Source organism: Acinetobacter sp. AOR01_HL (assembly GCF_027855455.1).
GTDB lineage: Bacteria > Pseudomonadota > Gammaproteobacteria > Pseudomonadales > Moraxellaceae > Acinetobacter > Acinetobacter baumannii.
In genome coordinates, this window is sequence record NZ_JAKTIM010000051.1 from 91,229 (window position 1) to 107,850 (window position 16,622).

Annotated in this window: 17 protein-coding genes; 7 read left to right on the forward strand and 10 right to left on the reverse strand. The window is 40.6% G+C overall.

The window, feature by feature from the left end; genetic code table 11:
- Nucleotides 1–6 precede the first annotated feature (6 nt).
- From glmU to MKL62_RS15860, 7 genes are all read right to left on the reverse strand, one after another.
- On the reverse strand, nt 7–1,371 hold the full coding sequence (gene glmU / locus MKL62_RS15830) for a bifunctional UDP-N-acetylglucosamine diphosphorylase/glucosamine-1-phosphate N-acetyltransferase GlmU (protein WP_000108581.1): 1,365 nt from the start codon (nt 1,369–1,371) through the stop codon (nt 7–9).
- Between the two features lie 16 nt (nt 1,372–1,387).
- Nucleotides 1,388–1,903, reverse strand: a complete 516-nt coding sequence (locus MKL62_RS15835) for a phosphatidylglycerophosphatase A family protein (protein WP_000380675.1) — start codon at nt 1,901–1,903, stop codon at nt 1,388–1,390.
- Nucleotides 1,881–2,798, reverse strand: coding sequence for a thiamine-phosphate kinase (gene thiL / locus MKL62_RS15840; protein ID WP_000807404.1), 918 nt, complete (start codon nt 2,796–2,798; stop codon nt 1,881–1,883). Before thiL ends, MKL62_RS15835 begins: the two co-directional genes overlap by 23 nt.
- Before the next feature lie 15 nt (nt 2,799–2,813).
- Nucleotides 2,814–3,263 carry a transcription antitermination factor NusB gene (nusB, locus tag MKL62_RS15845; RefSeq protein WP_000084188.1) on the reverse strand — a complete coding sequence of 150 codons (450 nt, stop codon included), beginning with the start codon at nt 3,261–3,263 and terminating at the stop codon, nt 2,814–2,816.
- Nucleotides 3,264–3,266: 3 nt separating this feature from the next.
- The gene (gene ribH, locus MKL62_RS15850) at nt 3,267–3,737 is read right to left on the reverse strand and encodes a 6,7-dimethyl-8-ribityllumazine synthase (protein WP_001007829.1); all 471 of its coding nucleotides are present in this window, start codon (nt 3,735–3,737) and stop codon (nt 3,267–3,269) included.
- Between the two features lie 11 nt (nt 3,738–3,748).
- Nucleotides 3,749–4,870, reverse strand: a complete 1,122-nt coding sequence (gene ribBA / locus MKL62_RS15855; RefSeq protein ID WP_001131392.1) for a bifunctional 3,4-dihydroxy-2-butanone-4-phosphate synthase/GTP cyclohydrolase II — start codon at nt 4,868–4,870, stop codon at nt 3,749–3,751.
- 239 nt (nt 4,871–5,109) lie between these two features.
- Nucleotides 5,110–6,417 carry a hypothetical protein gene (locus MKL62_RS15860; protein ID WP_099977779.1) on the reverse strand — a complete coding sequence of 436 codons (1,308 nt, stop codon included), beginning with the start codon at nt 6,415–6,417 and terminating at the stop codon, nt 5,110–5,112.
- A gap of 59 nt (nt 6,418–6,476) precedes the next feature.
- Between MKL62_RS15860 and serB the strand changes: the two genes are divergently transcribed.
- From serB to MKL62_RS15875, 3 genes are all read left to right on the forward strand, one after another.
- Entirely contained in the window at nt 6,477–7,700 is a 1,224-nt protein-coding gene (gene serB, locus MKL62_RS15865; protein WP_001206799.1) for a phosphoserine phosphatase SerB, read from the forward strand.
- Between the two features lie 409 nt (nt 7,701–8,109).
- Entirely contained in the window at nt 8,110–8,445 is a 336-nt protein-coding gene (gene aciT / locus MKL62_RS15870; protein ID WP_000255593.1) for a ciprofloxacin tolerance protein AciT, read from the forward strand.
- A 253-nt stretch (nt 8,446–8,698) separates the two neighbouring features.
- Entirely contained in the window at nt 8,699–9,178 is a 480-nt protein-coding gene (locus tag MKL62_RS15875; protein WP_000778126.1) for a hypothetical protein, read from the forward strand.
- Between the two features lie 39 nt (nt 9,179–9,217).
- On the opposite strand, the gene dtd is transcribed toward MKL62_RS15875, so the two are convergent.
- Nucleotides 9,218–9,661: a D-aminoacyl-tRNA deacylase gene (gene dtd, locus MKL62_RS15880; RefSeq protein ID WP_001202028.1), complete on the reverse strand. Its 444-nt coding sequence runs from the start codon at nt 9,659–9,661 to the stop codon at nt 9,218–9,220.
- 168 nt (nt 9,662–9,829) lie between these two features.
- Between dtd and pncB the strand changes: the two genes are divergently transcribed.
- From pncB to MKL62_RS15900, 4 genes are all read left to right on the forward strand, one after another.
- A complete protein-coding gene (pncB, locus tag MKL62_RS15885) occupies nt 9,830–11,044 on the forward strand; it encodes a nicotinate phosphoribosyltransferase (RefSeq protein ID WP_000074562.1) in 1,215 nt (404 codons plus the stop codon).
- A gap of 150 nt (nt 11,045–11,194) precedes the next feature.
- Nucleotides 11,195–12,043 carry a sulfurtransferase gene (locus MKL62_RS15890; RefSeq protein WP_000174475.1) on the forward strand — a complete coding sequence of 283 codons (849 nt, stop codon included), beginning with the start codon at nt 11,195–11,197 and terminating at the stop codon, nt 12,041–12,043.
- The gene (gene asd, locus MKL62_RS15895) at nt 12,040–12,891 is read left to right on the forward strand and encodes an archaetidylserine decarboxylase (protein ID WP_000011219.1); all 852 of its coding nucleotides are present in this window, start codon (nt 12,040–12,042) and stop codon (nt 12,889–12,891) included. The genes MKL62_RS15890 and asd overlap by 4 nt, the downstream gene beginning before the upstream one ends.
- 218 nt (nt 12,892–13,109) lie before the next feature.
- The gene (locus tag MKL62_RS15900) at nt 13,110–14,306 is read left to right on the forward strand and encodes an alpha/beta fold hydrolase (RefSeq protein WP_005127834.1); all 1,197 of its coding nucleotides are present in this window, start codon (nt 13,110–13,112) and stop codon (nt 14,304–14,306) included.
- Nucleotides 14,307–14,375: 69 nt separating this feature from the next.
- Here MKL62_RS15900 and phoR read toward each other — a convergent pair whose 3' ends face one another.
- Together phoR and phoB are read right to left on the reverse strand one after the other, a co-directional pair.
- On the reverse strand, nt 14,376–15,734 hold the full coding sequence (gene phoR / locus MKL62_RS15905; protein WP_000273188.1) for a phosphate regulon sensor histidine kinase PhoR: 1,359 nt from the start codon (nt 15,732–15,734) through the stop codon (nt 14,376–14,378).
- Between the two features lie 9 nt (nt 15,735–15,743).
- Entirely contained in the window at nt 15,744–16,454 is a 711-nt protein-coding gene (gene phoB, locus MKL62_RS15910) for a phosphate regulon transcriptional regulator PhoB (RefSeq protein WP_000650776.1), read from the reverse strand.
- Nucleotides 16,455–16,622: the final 168 nt, after the last annotated feature.

A 16,622-nucleotide genomic window follows, 5' to 3' on the forward strand; every position in this document is an offset into this window, starting at 1 on the left:
ATCCTCTTATTTTTTAAGCTTTTGGGGACGTTGATAATTTGCTTTAGAAATTTGTTGAGCACGCTCAAAGGAGAGACTTTGTTCAGCCACATCTTTCGTAATCACAGAACCCGCACCGACTGTTGCTCCATTACCAATAGTCACAGGCGCAACCAGCGAGCTATTAGAACCGATAAAAACTGCATCGCCAATAGTGGTTTTGTGTTTATTTGCACCATCATAATTGCAGGTGATTGTACCTGCCCCAATATTTGATTCAGCGCCGATCTCGGCATCACCTAAATAGGTGAAATGGTTAGCTTTACTGCCTAGACCGATCGTTGTATTTTTGACTTCAACAAAGTTGCCGATATGTACTTCGTTTGCCAATTTAGCACCTGGACGTAAGCGTGCGAAAGGACCAATTTGGGTATTTTCCCCAACAACTGCTCCATCAAAAACGCTGTATGCTTGGACTTTAGTGCCCGCTGCAATGGTTGTATTTTTTAAGATACAGCCAGCACCGATTTCGACAAAGTCACCGAGTTCACAGTCGCCTTCAATAATGACATTCACATCAATACGGACATCATGACCAACTTTTACTGTACCACGTAAATCAAAACGTGCAGGATCAGCAAAAGTTACGCCTTGCTGCATAAGTTCTTTGGCTTGTTGCTTCTGAAATTCACGCTCAAGTGCTGCAAGTTGCAGGCGGTCATTTACACCTTCAACTTCAAATGCGAGCTCTGGTTGAATTGAGGCGATTTCTAAACCATCAGCAACAGCCATCGCAACGATATCAGTTAAATAGTATTCGCCTTGTGCATTTTCATTTGAAAGCTTAGGCAACCACTCATGCAGTTTTGCATTGCTGACACAGTAAATACCTGTGTTGATTTCTTGAATTTGACGCTGAGCTTCGGTTGCGTCTTTATGTTCAACAATCGCTTGGATTTTACCGTCTTGGCGGACAATACGGCCATAACCTGTTGGGTTATCGACATGTAAAGTAATCATGCCAATACCGGTTTTATTTGATGCTTCAATCAGTTGTTCAAGTGTTGTTTGACGGACTAAAGGAACATCACCGTATAAAATTAATGAAATGCCGTCTTTAGGAAGTACCGGTAAAGTCATCTGTACAGCATGACCGGTCCCTAACTGTTCTGCTTGTTCAACCCACTGAATATTTTCTTGTGCGAATGTCTTTTTTACGTGATCGCCACCATGTCCATAAATGGTAATGATGTTTTCTGCTAATAGTTGTTTTGCTGTTTTAATAACATGTCCTAGTAGCGGGCGACCAGCTAAAGGTTGTAGTACTTTAGGGAGCTGAGAACGCATTCGCGTTCCTTTGCCTGCAGCAAGAATAATGACAGTAGTTGACATGAATAACTCGAATGATTTAACTCAAATGGATAATAATTAGTGTACAAAGAGCAGCCCATACACCGGCAATAATATCGTCAAGCATAATACCAAAACCACCGTGTACTTGGCGATCAATGACGCGTATAGGCCAAGGTTTCCAAACATCGAAAATTCGAAATAATATAAATCCTGTAATTACCCAAATCCAATTTATTTGTTGTAAATAGAGCAGGGGAATAAAGGTAATAGATTGACCTGCAAATTCATCCCACACAATTCGACCATCATCGTGTACGTTGATTACTTTTGCAGTTTGACCGCAAATATAAATACCCACCACTGACATGATGAGAATAGCGATTAAACTTAAAGTAAATCCGAGAGATAACCAGATGGGAACAAAAAGTAAGGCAAAAGCAGAGCCAAAAGTACCAGGTGCTTTAGGAGCAAGACCAGATCCAAAACCAACCCCACAGAAAACGATGCAGCGGTTGAACCAAGACATGTCTTTAAAATGAATCGGCGGTTTATGCAAAGTGTTGGTATCCATGAATTTGCAATGGGTAATCTGAACCCAAATGCTCAAAAGTTAGTTTTGTTTGCTCAACGATCTGTCCAATCATTGTAATCTTAACGTCTAGTTGTTTTTGCAAAAGTTTTTCATAATTTTGCGGTGTTATTGTAAAACATAATTCGTAGTCATCACCACCTGCCAAGGCATATTGCCAACGTTGTTGTTCTTCTAGTTGTTGCAGTACAGGATCAACAGGTAATTTTTCCAGGATGAGTCGTGCTCCAACCTTGGACGCTTTTAAAATATGTCCTAAATCTTGAGCTAAACCATCTGACACATCGATCATGCTAGAGGCGAGCCCTTTTAGCTCTTCTCCAAGCTTACAACGTGGCGTCGGATAGTCCAGTCTTTGTTGTAGGGAATGTCCTAAATGCTGAAGCCCATAAGCAGCATCACCAATCTGCCCACTTACACAAACATAATCACCGACCTTAGCGCCTGAACGTAATACAGCTTTTCCTGTTTCAATCCAGCCCATGGCCGTGACGGTAATGGTGAGGTGTGGACCTTGAGTGGTATCTCCGCCAATTAAGGCAACTCCAAATTGATTACAACAGTCATAGATTCCCTGACTAAATCCTTCAAGCCATTCATGGTCAACTTGAGGCAAGCTGATCGCAAGTAAAATACTATGTGGTTTGGCGCCCATTGCAGCAATATCAGACAGATTTACGGCAACACTTTTCCAGCCAATCGCATGGGGCGAGGTTTCAAGAGGGAAGTGACGTCCAGCAACAAGTGTATCGGCACAGATCACCAGTTGTTGATTTGGAGGGGGAGTAATTAAGGCTGAGTCATCACCAATACCAAGCGCAACGTCAGGATGTGACTGACGATTAAAGTATTGATCAATAATTGAGAACTCAGCCATAGAACATCAAGCCTATTATTTTGCTTGTTGTTTTTCTGCGCTACGCAGTGTCGAACTTAAACGGTCTAATACACCATTGATGTATTTATGACTGTCTGCTCCGCCAAAATGCTTCGCAAGTTCGATTGCTTCATCAAGTACCACACGATATGGAATTTCTAGATGATCACGTAACTCGTAAGCACCTAAACGCAAAGTTGCGAGCTCTACACCATCTAGCGCGTCAATTTCACGGTCAAGTACCGGAATAAGTAACGCATCAAGGTCTTCGTGCTGAGCGATAACTTGAGTAAGTAGTTCGTGATAATAGTTCAAGTCTACCTTGTGCATTGCATTTTCAGCACGTGTACGCGCTTCAATTTCATGTACAGGGTTGTGACTCATTTGCCACTCATAAATACCTTGTACAGCAAAACGACGTGCTTTACGTTTTGCTGCATAAGCGGCTTGCAGTGTTTGAGACATGCTTTAAATTGCCTTTAATAAATTAACCATTTCAATTGCAGTTAAAGCAGCTTCGCTACCTTTGTTTCCTGCTTTTGTACCTGAGCGTTCGATTGCTTGCTCGATGCTGTCAGTAGTTAATACACCATTGATAACAGGCAAGCTGCTTTCTAACGCAACTACACCTAAACCTTTCGCACATTCACCAGCAACAAAGTCAAAGTGAGGTGTGCTACCACGAATGACTGCACCGAGTGCAATGATGGCATCAAACTGGTTTGATGTAGCTAATTTTTTAGCAACGATCGGTAGTTCCCATGCGCCTGGAGCGTGAATAACAGTAATGTTATCTTCATTTACGCCATGACGTTTTAACGTGTCGATCGCGCCTTCTAATAAGTGTTCAACAACAAAACTGTTGAAACGACCCACTAAAATCGCATAACGACCTTCGCTTGCGAGATGTAATAAACCTTCAATACGGCGAATTGCCATAGCAACCTCGATTATTTCGTTGTGATTTGATCAGCAGTGACATATTCCACTACTTCTAAATTAAAGCCAGATAAGGCATTGAAACGCAATGGTGAGCTCAGAAGCTTCATTTTTTCAACACCTAAATCACGCAAAATTTGAGCACCAACACCAATAGTTTGATATTGATGTGAAAGTGCTGCATTGGATTTCACCGGTTTTGGCTTAGTTAAATCATCCAACGCTGGTCCCAAGTCTTGCAAATGATCTTGTCCGATCCAGACTAAAACGCCGCGGTCACTTGCTGCAATCGTTTGTAGCGCACGGTCTAGATTCCAAGCCGGTTCACCGTCAGCTTTATTTAGCTTAAGCAAATCGCGAACAGGACTAAAACCATGTACACGTACCGTTGTAACACCTTCTTTTGGCTCACCTTTGACTAAAGCCAAGTGAATGTCAGGGTTACCTATCTCACGATAGCGATAGAGCTCAAATGAACCATATTCTGTTTGAATCGTTCTTTGATCCAAACGTTCTACAGTTTGCTCATTGGTCATACGGTAGTGGATTAGGTCGGCAATTGTACCAATTTTTAAGCCATGCTTCTCAGCAAAAATTTCTAAATCTGCGCGGCGTGCCATTGTGCCATCTTCTTTGATGATTTCACAAATGACAGATGCAGGCTCAAGACCTGCCAGTCGTGCTAAATCACAACCTGCTTCGGTATGACCTGCACGGTGTAATACACCACCTGGCTGTGCCATGAGTGGGAAAATATGGCCCGGTTGTACAATATCGGTTGGTTTGGCATGTGCTGCCACAGCAGCTTGAATCGTGTGAGCACGTTCTGCTGCCGAAATACCTGTGGTAATACCTTCAGCTGCTTCGATAGATAACGTAAAGTTAGTACCATGCTGGGCACCGTTCTGGTCAACCATCAGCGGGAGGTTTAATTGTTTACAACGTTCACGGCTTAAAGTTAAGCAAACTAAACCGCGTGCATGTGTAATCATGAAGTTAATATCTTCAGGGCGTACATGCGTTGCTGCGATGACAAGGTCACCTTCATTTTCACGGTCTTCGTCATCCATTAAGATGACCATTTTGCCTGCACGAATATCGGCGACAAGTTCTTCAACACGACTCAGCGGCATTCGCTTTCACCTTTTTTTGTCGTAAGACAATTTCTATTGAATAAATTTCGCATAGTTTACGCTGTTTATAGAATTTTGCCTATGATTCTGATTTATCCAAATTTACGACTCAACATCATAGAACCGGATTTATTTAGATAAATAAATCATAAGGAAATAAAATTATTTAAAATAAATACCATAAATTTAGATAAAAAAACCTAGCCGGATGGCTAGGTTTAAATGCGCACAATAAATTTTTAAGATGCTGCACTACTCGGGCTGTCATTTTGAGGAATTGATTTTTTACCCATCAAAATTTCAGTTCGAATATTTTGTGCAAGCTCTGCACATTCAGCATTCATACCATTGATCATAAATGCATGACGAGTCATGACATTACTTGGGTTAGGCATTGCAACAAGCTGATAGCTGTCTTGAATTGCTTTAAGCTGTTCATTATCAAGGTAGAGTGCAGATTCTTTCGCATGAAGATGTTGCGCTAAACGTTGAGCAGCTTCTTTGGCATCAATTTGCATTGCTTCTACGGCATTACACACGGCACTGCGAGTTTGTAGTGCAAAGCGTTTATCTTCACGGTAACGCTTATATAAAACGTCTGAAAGCAATTGGAAAACCGTACCTACCATAAGTAGACATTCTACAGCGTGTGGATGTGAAGTCGAAATGGCAAGTGTTGCGCCCTCTGCATGAAACTCGTCTACAACATCAATATCAGTCGCTTTCAAATGATAATGCTTTGTACATAGCTCAATACTCTTATTTAAAAAGAGCTGACAAAGTTTAAAGTACGGTACAGAAACAGACTGGTTAACACTACTTAATAACTGTTTAGGATCATAAAATTGAATATTAAGTGCCAAGGTATTTTGGTCTGTAGACTCTAAGCTTTTTTCTGGTTGCGAGCGAACAATTGGTTTAGCTTTAGCTTGCTGCTGAGCTTGAGCAACCAAGGTCACTGTATTTTGTTTTTCAAGCGCGAGAGCTTGAGTTAACTCTTGAATTTCATGTTTTAAACGGTTTTCTTCGTTAATACGGGCTAAGTATTCGCTACGCGTTGGGCGAGCAATGGCGCGGTAAGCCAGCCATAATAAAACATGTAAAAACAGTGAGGCTAAAATCGCAAGCCATTGGGTACGAAGAATTTCCCCAATACTTGGTTGAATTAGTGTGATTTCAATAGAACCGACTTTTTTCTCGTTTTGAAGCGCAGCACGAACAAAAATTTCACCTTGGCGAGTTTTTGACATGCCGCTTGTTGCCAAAACTTGTTTATTGGCGTCAAGAATACGGATAGATGCCACACTTGGATTGGTCGCATAGCGATTGGCAATCAGAGCTAAAGAGACCGTATTGGCAGGTTCAAGCTCAGATAAGCTATCTGCAACGAGTTGACTGGTCATGAGCTGACCTTGACTCGCACGGTTTTCATTGAGCTGGTGTGTCGTTGCAATCACCAATAAAAAGGTATGCAATGCAAAACTAATGATCAGTAGGCTAGCAAATAGCCCTTGTCTAGGCGCAATCAAGTTAAACTTCCAAGGCAATTATATTGAAATTCGATTATGATTCTTACAATAGTTGTCACTCAGACTAGAGTCAATTCATGCGAGAAATCATTCTTATATCCTTTTTAGGACCGGACCAACCAAACCAGTTTACCCGATTAATGCAAGTACTATCCGTACATTCATTGCAAATACTGGATGTAGGTCAGGCTGTTATTCATAATCAACTGACATTGGGCATTGTGGTCGCCTCTGAAAATGAAACCGCGACCGCGTTGGCAATGAAAGAGATTTTGATTTTAGCACATGATATTGGCTTAACAGTGCGCTTTAAACCTATCTCGGGCGCAGAATACGATCAATGGGTCAGCGAAGGTGGACGAACTCGTTATATCGTCACGGCTTTAGCACCGGAACTCACTGCTGCACATTTACAAGCCGTTACACAAATTGTGTCTAGCCAAGGCTTTAACATCGAAACTGTAACTCGTTTATCAGGCCGTGTAGATCTTGAAAAAGATAGCACATTGCCTCGCCGTGCTTGTGTACAGTTTGGTTTAAGCAGTGGTCCGACTTTAGATGCTCAAGCTATGCGTGCGGCTTGTTTACTTCTTTCAAGCGAATTAAATATTGATGTAGCTGTACAGGAAGATAACGCTTATCGACGTAACCGCCGTTTAGTCTGCTTCGATATGGATTCAACTTTAATTGAACAAGAAGTGATTGATGAATTGGCGCTTGAAGCAGGGGTGGGTGAGCAAGTTGCTGAAATCACTGAAAGAGCGATGCAAGGTGAGTTGGACTTCCAGCAAAGTTTCCGTGCGCGGGTTGCTTTACTCAAAGGTCTTGATGCATCAGTTTTACCTAAAATTGCAGAGCGATTGACGATCACCGAAGGTGCTGAGCGCCTCATTTCGACTTTAAAAGCACTTGGATATAAAACGGCAATTTTATCTGGTGGCTTCCAATATTTTGCTGAATATTTACAAGCTAAATTAGGCATTGATGAAGTTCACGCTAACGTTTTAGATGTACAAGATGGCGTTGTGACTGGTGAAGTAAAAGGTGTAATTGTTGATGGTGCTCGTAAAGCAGAGTTGCTGCGTGAGCTGGCGAACAAACTCGGTATTTCACTAGAGCAAGCGATGGCTGTTGGCGATGGCGCAAATGATTTACCGATGCTTGCGATTGCAGGACTTGGCGTGGCATATCGTGCTAAACCACTGGTGCGTCAAAATGCAAATCAGGCGATTTCAAGCGTTGGTTTGGATGGAGTACTGTATTTACTCGGTATGCATGACAAAGATTTAAGCCGTGCTTAAATAATAGTGAACAATCATTAAGCGCTGCTCAAGAGTAGCGCTTTTTTTATGCAGAATAGTCATAAAAACAAGCAAGTTATGACAAAATTATGCACAGAAAAAAGGCAATAAAAAAAACTGAAAAAAACTTATTTTGAGGCAAAAAAACAGCATAGTTTTTTGTAATGACACGCCAGAATTGATGCCATATAGGAAGTAGAACTTTTTTAAATTTACAAAAATGTAATGACAAAAGAATGTTGCGACAAAGTATGTCGCATCGACAAATAACAGGTCTTTTTTTCTAAAAAAAAACATCCATAATGCTTTCTAAGCTTCAACACAAATCATGAATTAAAGTTGTTTTTGGAATGAGGTCTGGTGTTCAGACCGAATGTTTTTAGACGTTTTCATTAAGACGGAGGTTTCTATGGTAACAGCGAATTTTGCCGCTATCGCCGGACTCAGCTTAATTGCTGTCGCGCTTGTTGCTGTGTTCTTTTCTCCTTACCGTCGTTGGCTTGGTTTTATGCTTGCAGGGATGTTTTTTTGGGGGCTATTGGAAGTGGTCCGTTTTGGAGTTCAAGTCACTTTTGAAATGCCAGTCACATATAGTTATTTAACTGCACTAAGTCTAGCGATGGTAATGGTTACATTTGTTTTATTACGTGAGGATAAACAGGCACAGAAGGCTTTGGCAAATCGCCAATATATAGAACACACGCCAGTATATGAAGATGATCAGCAGCAATGTTCGAGCCGATAATTCAATTGTTATCTAACGGTAAAAAGGTATGCACAGCATGCCTTTTTTATTTACGAAAACATGATTTTTATTATACAAAGCATTTATTAAAAAATAGCCAGTTATGCTACGATAGACTGGTCTGTTGACGTTTCATATATAGATTGCGTTGCCAATTAGAATATCATCAGTCGATGCACGAAACAGGCAATGGTGAGTCCTTGCTGAGTTTTGCCCCAAGGTTTTCATAAAAATACAATAGGCGTGAATGTTCATGAAACTTTCTTCTATACCTGTAGTCAAGTTACCACTTGTTGATGTCAGTACAGACCCGTTAGATTTATTGGTAGCAGGTTTGGCGCTGCGTATGAAACAGTTGGCACGTACAAGTCCTAAGTTTATTGAGCTAGTGCATGACCGCGCATTCCGCATTCAAATTGGTACTGATTTAGGTGTGGCTCGCCAAATTATTATTAATCATGGTCACATCGATACAGTTGCTGGATCACCTGAAAAAGCTGACTTTATTTTGCAGTTTGCAGATAGCGAACAAGGCGTAAAAACTTTACTCAAAGGTGACCCAACAGCATTTATGACGGGTATGCAAGACGGCAGCATTAAAATGGAAGGTGATTTCAGCTTGCTCGTTTGGTTTAACCAAGCAGCTAAATTGATTCCACCAAAATTACCAAAACCAGTAAAAGATAAAGTACGTCAAGCACGTGCTTTTATTAAAGAAAAAACTGGTCGTTAAGATCTAACAAAAAACTCCCGATTGGGAGTTTTTTTATATCTATGCTTCAACTTCCAGATTGAAAGTGACTGGTCCATCATTAATCAAATGAACTTTCATGTCCGCAGCAAAAATACCTGTTTGAACATTTTCAAACTGTGAACGAGTATATTCTACCAACTGTTCATATAGTGCTTTTGCGTCGCTCGGTGGCATGGCTGGACCAAAGTCTGGACGTAAGCCTTTTTGGGTTTGTGCCATGAGCGTGAACTGAGAGACAAGCAGGACTCCGCCATTTGCTTGAGATACATTCCAGCCCATTTTGCCTTGCTCATCATCAAAAATACGATATTTCAAAATCTTATCGATAAGCTTCTGACCTATGGCTAAAGTATCGTCTCGGCCAATTCCTAAAAAAACCAATAAGCCATTCTGGATTTCACCGGTCGTTTCACCGTCTACCACCACTTTAGCTTCAAGAACTCGTTGTATTAAAGCGCGCATTGTTAGAGAGAGTTTCTGCAATTATTTGAATTGATGCAGTTTAGCAGAAATTAATTTAAATGATTTTTAAAAGGAAATTTCATGGAGTTGCAACAATGGTATAAAAGCTCATAATTCATCTATAAAAATATGCTTTAATGCTAAGAAGCAAGCGAATAATCATTGACTATGTCTCCAATTATCCATTCTTTACTTGATACAGACTTGTACAAATTTACGATGCTACAAGTGGTTTTGCATAAATTCCCGCAAACACATAGTGTCTACCATTTTCGTTGCAGAAATTTAGAAGATACTGTTTATCCATTAGTGGATATTTTGGATGACTTAAACGAGCAACTCGACCATTTATGTAATCTCAAATATAAAGAAGACGAATTACAATATTTAAGAAAATTACGCTTTATTAAAAGCGACTTTGTCGATTATTTAGAATTATTCCAACTTAAACGACGTTTTATTCAGGCCAGTATTGATAATGAAGGTCGACTAGATATTCGGATTGAAGGGCCAATGGTTCAGGCCATGATGTTTGAGATTTTTGTTTTAGCAATTGTAAATGAATTATATTTTAGCCGCATTAAAACAGACGAAGTTTGGGCGGAAGGCGAACGACGTTTACAAGCAAAGCTTGAATTGATTCAGCAGTACGAAAAATCTCAACAGCCGAATGATCCTCCATTTTTAGTTTCTGATTTTGGTACACGCCGTCGGTATAGTTTTGAATGGCAAAAACATGTAGTTGCTGCATTTCATAAAACTGTGCCAAATGTATTCCGTGGAACGAGTAATGTTTTGCTGGCTAAAGAATTAAGTATCACGCCAATTGGAACCATGGCACATGAATTCTTGCAGGCGTTTCAGGCGCTTGATGTCCGTTTACGTGATTTTCAAAAAGCTGCTTTAGAAACATGGGTACAGGAGTACCGTGGAGACTTAGGAATTGCTTTGACCGACGTTGTTGGTATGGACGCTTTCTTAAGAGATTTTGACCTGTATTTTGCCAAACTATTTGATGGCTTACGTCATGACAGTGGTGACCCATATGAATGGGGTGATAAGGCTTATGCGCACTACCGTAAATTAAAAATTGACACTAAAACCAAAATGTTGACCTTTAGTGATGGCCTTAATTTGCCAAAGGCTTGGGAGCTACATCAATATTTCAAAGACCGTTTTCAGGTGAGTTTCGGTATTGGTACTAATTTGACCAATGACATGGGCCAAACACCGCTCAATATTGTATTGAAACTGGTTGAGTGTAATGGTCAGTCGGTTGCCAAAATTTCGGATAGCCCTGGCAAAACCATGACTGATAACGATACGTTCTTGGCTTATTTACGTCAGGTTTTCCAAATTGAAGAACTTGATGAAGCTGTTTAATCACAATGTAGTCTGACAGTTTGGCAGCTACTTAACGCTTGTGAATGTTTATATCTGATTTTCTGCTAAACGGTAGCAGAAAATCAGAGTTTGATAGATATAAGCTTATGCTAAGATGAAATTAAGCTGGTATAAAAAGTAACCATGACGATGACACTCCCTGATTTTAAACTCGATTTATTAATAGAAGCAGAAGAGTTAGTGCCTTATTTAGGCAATGAATATATCCGTATTGTAGATTTGAGCCGTGCATCAGTTTATGAGCAACTCCATGTTCCGCATGCTATTCACTTACAGCCTAAATGGTTAGTTGCTCAACATGAAGAAGCAACAGGTGTTTTACCGGATGAAGCAGGTTTACAAGCGCTTATTGAAAAATTGAATATTTCACCAAATCACCATGTGGTGGTCTATGATGATGAAGGTGGAGCATGGGCAGGGCGTTTAATCTGGAATTTGCATTGCTTAGGTTTTACACGTACAAGTTTAATTAATGGCGGAATTCATGCATGGCTTGGTGCAGGTTTACCCACCACAGCCGAGGTTGAAGAATTACCTCGAGTTGATAACTTAATTCAGATCGATTTATCACATGCTGCTCAGTTCCGAGTGAACTATGAAGAACTACGCAAACAAGTTGAGCAAGAAAGTGTGCAATTGTGGGATTGCAGAACCAGTGATGAATATAGTGGCGTCCGTTTAGCAGCGCGACGCGGCGGTCACATTCCAAATGCCCTCCATTTTGAATGGAGTACTGCACTTAATCGTCAAAATCATCTAAAATTGCATCCGCTTGAACGCACGCGGCAGCGTCTTGAACAACTTGGGTTCGATTTAAAGCAACCTGTAGTCGTATACTGCCAGTCACATCACCGTTCTGGTTTGGCTTATATTCTGGCTAGACTTTTAGGTTGGGAAGCAAAAGCCTATGATGGTGCGTGGAGTGAATGGGGCAATCGCCTCGATAGTCCTATCATTACTGGAGAATCGCCGTCTTGAGTTTTACATCTCGCTTAAAAAAAGAATTATTTATTAAGGCACAAAATCTTGTTCCTCAGCATCAGTTAAGTCGTGTAGTGGGCAAAGTTGCTGCAAGTGAAAATCCAATTTTAAAAGCTGCTGTTATTCATGCATTTAAAACCAAGTATGGCATTGATTTATCGATTGCTGAACAAGGCAATGCACTGAAATATAAATCTTTTAATGATTTCTTTACCCGTGCCTTGAAAGATGGCGTACGTTTAGTTGATGAAAATCCGGATAGTATTGTTTCACCAGCGGATGGCGCGATTTCTCAAATTGGTAAAATCACTGCGGGCGAAGTATTTCAAGCAAAAGGCCAAAGTTTCTCTGTAGAAAAGTTAATTGGCGATCCACAACTTGCTCAGCCTTTCCAAGAAGGTGAGTTTGCAACGGTTTATCTTTCTCCACGTGATTATCACCGTGTTCATATGCCATTTTCAGGCACATTAACTGAAACGTTATATGTACCAGGTGAGTTATTTTCAGTAAATCAGGTGACTGCTGAAAATGTACCGGGATTATTTGCCCGTAATGAGCGTATGGTATGTTTATTTGATACTGAGCTTGGTCGTATGGCCGTTGTTTTGGTCGGCGCTATGATTGTGGCAGGTATTGAAACTGTGGCAACAGGTAAAGTAAAACCATCGGGTCGTATCGAATTACAGCATCATGAGTTGAAGTTAGAGAAAGGTGCTGAGCTTGGCCGTTTTTATTTAGGTTCTACCGCAATTATTTTATTTGAAAAAGATAAAATCGAGTGGGAAAAGCGTTTTAAAGCCGAGTCCGTTGTTGTTATGGGCGAACGTATGGGCCATACGCTTTAACCCATCAATAGATTTAAAAAGAGAGCATTTGCTCTCTTTTTTATTTTCTATGAATTGGCATTTCTATGCTTAAAGTCTAGATTTAGTGAGAATAGTCCTCTATTTTGATATGTGAGTTCTTTCATTTGCCTCTTGTTAGGTTCTTTATATGCAATAGGGGGCATATTTTTTTATAAAACTAATTTGAAATGATGATTAGAAAATAGAGGAGTAATCCCTTGATTAGAAAAAGTAATTCTTTATTAAAAATTTTATTTAGCAGTATTTGTTTGATATCTGGTTCTGCTATGGCTGCTCCAATTACAGATTTGAGTAAGCAAATTGTGAGTGAAAAACCGGGCTCAATACTTTCTATAGCGCAACAAGATGTGACGGATTTATTTCCTCATGCAAATCAGCGCTTATTAGTAAATTATCGTAGTCGAGGTGTGAATGGCGAGCCTATCGTTGCCTCAGCATTTATTTTATTACCGAAAGGAACACCACCAAAAAATGGCTGGCCGATACTGGCTTGGGCGCATGGTACGACAGGAGTAGCCGATACTTGTGCACCTTCGGGTGATTATGCCAGTGGACCAGTTCATTCATATCAGGAAGTTGCTTCAAAAGCGTTAGATGGTTGGCTTGCACGAGGCTATGCAGTAGTCGCACCTGATTATCAAGGTCTGGGCACTTTAGGCGCACATCCCTATATGAATGCAAAGAGCCAACTGCATACAGTAGTAGATGCAGTGCGGGCGTTACATATGCTTAAGCCAAAAGATTTTAATCAACAGTGGTTGGTGATGGGACATAGCCAAGGCGGTGCTGCTGCTATTACCGTGGCGGCTTATGGTCAAAAAGATGCTCCTGAACTCGATCTAAAAGGAGCGATTGCTCTTGCGCCAGGCGGCTATCAATATGAAGGCATTGCAGAATATGTGCAGAGTAATCCAAACCCAGAACCAAGTGTGGCAGCATTTTTCCCAATTGTGTTATTGGGAGCGCAAGCAGCAGAACCAAGCATTGTTCCTGAAAACTTAGTCAGTGCAGAAATGAACACAGTGCTGACTCAAGCACGTAGCCGCTGTTTATCTGAACTTCAATCTGATTTGAAGAAATCTCCTTCTAGCATATTTCGACCTAATGCAGATTTAAAACCTCTTTTGTCTTATTTAAAACAGCAGTCTATTGAAAATATGGTGCCGACTGTACCGTTAACGATTGTTCAGGGTTCTAAAGATCATTTAGTTGACCCTAGAGGAACATATGCTTATTACCAACAGCTATGTAAATTAAAAAAACCAACAATTTATCAAACGATTGATGGTGGAGATCATCGCGATGCACTACGTCAGAGTAATACTTTTGCCACTGACTTTTTAAATGCAATAGAGAAAAAACAGGCGAAATCTTATTGTTCAAATTTTAAATAAATAGGTTTAAATGCTACAAAAAAGCCGACTTTTCATAAGTCGGCTTTTTATATTTGAAGAAAGATGATTTTAAGTCATGTTATAGAGTCTTTCTTTTGGAAACACTGCGGTAAAGGTTGATCCTTCATTTTCTTTAGATTGCACGTCTAAATAGGCGCCGTGTTGCATGAGTACGTGTTTTACAATCGCCAAGCCTAAACCTGTTCCACCAGTTTGACGACTACGGTCGCTGTCTACACGGTAGAAGCGTTCAGTCAGACGTGGTAAATGTTTAGGGTTAATGCCGATACCGGTATCTTGTACGCTAAAGTAAGCATGCTCACCGTCATCGTGCCAGCCAATGGTAATGGTTCCGCCTTTTGGTGTGTACTTAATGGCATTAGTAATTAAATTACTAAATGCGCTGGCAATTTCCATGTCTGAACCGATGAGGTCACAGTGGCTATCAATATGTAAATTGAGTGTATGCCCATAATCGGCATTGTAGGCCTGAGCATCATCAAATAATTGATTCATTAAGCTCGGCATTTCAATAATCTGATTTTTTGCGATTTTCTTATTATTTTCTAAATTTGATAACAGTAGTAAATCATTAACCAACGCATTCATACGTTTGGTTTGAGATTGCATCTGATCAAATGCACGTTTCCAGCGCGGGTTAATATCTTCTTGGTCGGTAAATGTTTCGATATAGCCACTGAGTACAGTTAAGGGCGTACGAAGTTCATGCGAAATATTATCGACGAAGTCTTTACGCATTTGCTCAAGGTTGTGCATACGCGTTACGTCGTAAGCTACGAGTAAGCGACTTTCTCCACCGAACCGTGTGAGTTTGACCTGCACATAACGGTCATCATCAAAATTGGAATGCAGCTTAATCCCATCAGGTGCCTGATCAATATTGTTAAAATATTCAATAAAAGTTGGCTGGCGCAAAATGGTTAATAAGTTACGACCACGGTCAAGTGGACTAATTCCTAGTAAACGCTCTGCGGCTGGGTTCCACCATTCAATTTGATGTTGATCATCAATCAAGACTACCGCTTCGGCAAGTGCAACTAATGAAGATTGAGCGCGGTCAATAAGTCCTACCATTTCCGCTTGAACAATACGTTCTTGGCGCTGGGCACGATAAACGTTAAATAATAATGCCCCCCAAATTCCGTTGAGGTTCGGAGGGACATCGTATGGATTATTGGCAATCCAGTCATTGACCAAATATAAAGAACGCAACTGAAGTGTAAAAAACACCACAAAGGCAATAAAAATACAGCTCCAGAAATACCCAATTCCTAAACCGACTAAACCTGCAATAATCAGGAAAAATAATAAAAGTCGTAAATCTTGTTTAGCAAACGTCCATAAACTACTGTAGCGGGAAAGCTTTTGTTCACGTACCTGTTCGGGGACGGGGTAGGGTTCATACATAAATTTTGGTTAACCTGCGGCTAAATCTGCACGTGTTGAGAAACGATAACCTGTACCACGTACAGTCTGAACAAATCGATCTACACCAAAAGGTTCTAAGACTTTACGCAAACGACGGATATGCACATCGATAGTACGGTCTTCGATGTATACATTACCGCCCCACACTTGATCGAGCAACTGCGCACGTGTATAGGCACGTTCCGGATGGGTCATAAAAAATGCAAGCAGACGGTATTCTGTTGGTCCCATATCTAAAATACTGTTACCAAAGCTTACGCGTTGGCTTACAGGATCAAGAATTAAACCATTGGCATCAATTGTTTTTTCACCGCTTAATGCATTTGCACGGCGTAAAACAGCTTTAATACGAGAAACCAGTTCACGTGTTGAAAATGGTTTGGTCATATAGTCATCTGCACCAGCATCTAGACCTTGTACTTTGTGGTCTTCTTCACCGCGAGCGGTCAACATAATGACAGGAATTTCTGCTAGATTTTCATCACGTTTTAAACGGCGACATAAGTCGACCCCACTTACGCCCCCGGGTAACATCCAATCGAGCAAGATAAGCGCCGGACGTTGGTCGACGATAATTTGATGAGCCTGTTTGGCATCTTCTGCCTGTAAACACTGAAAGCCTGCCATGTCCAAAGAGGTATGGATCATTTCGCGGATAGGAAGCTCATCATCGACAATTAAAATATAGTCATCTTTCACAGCGTAATACCTTGTAGATTTTAACGGTGAACCGTTTTGTAGTTATGACAGGCTTATTACAAAGATTAATTATGACAATTTCATTGCAGAAAAGTCTATAAAATCGAATTTAGCAATAATTTGTGACAAAAATACGGCAAGCACATGACCAAATGATGACAGGGCGGT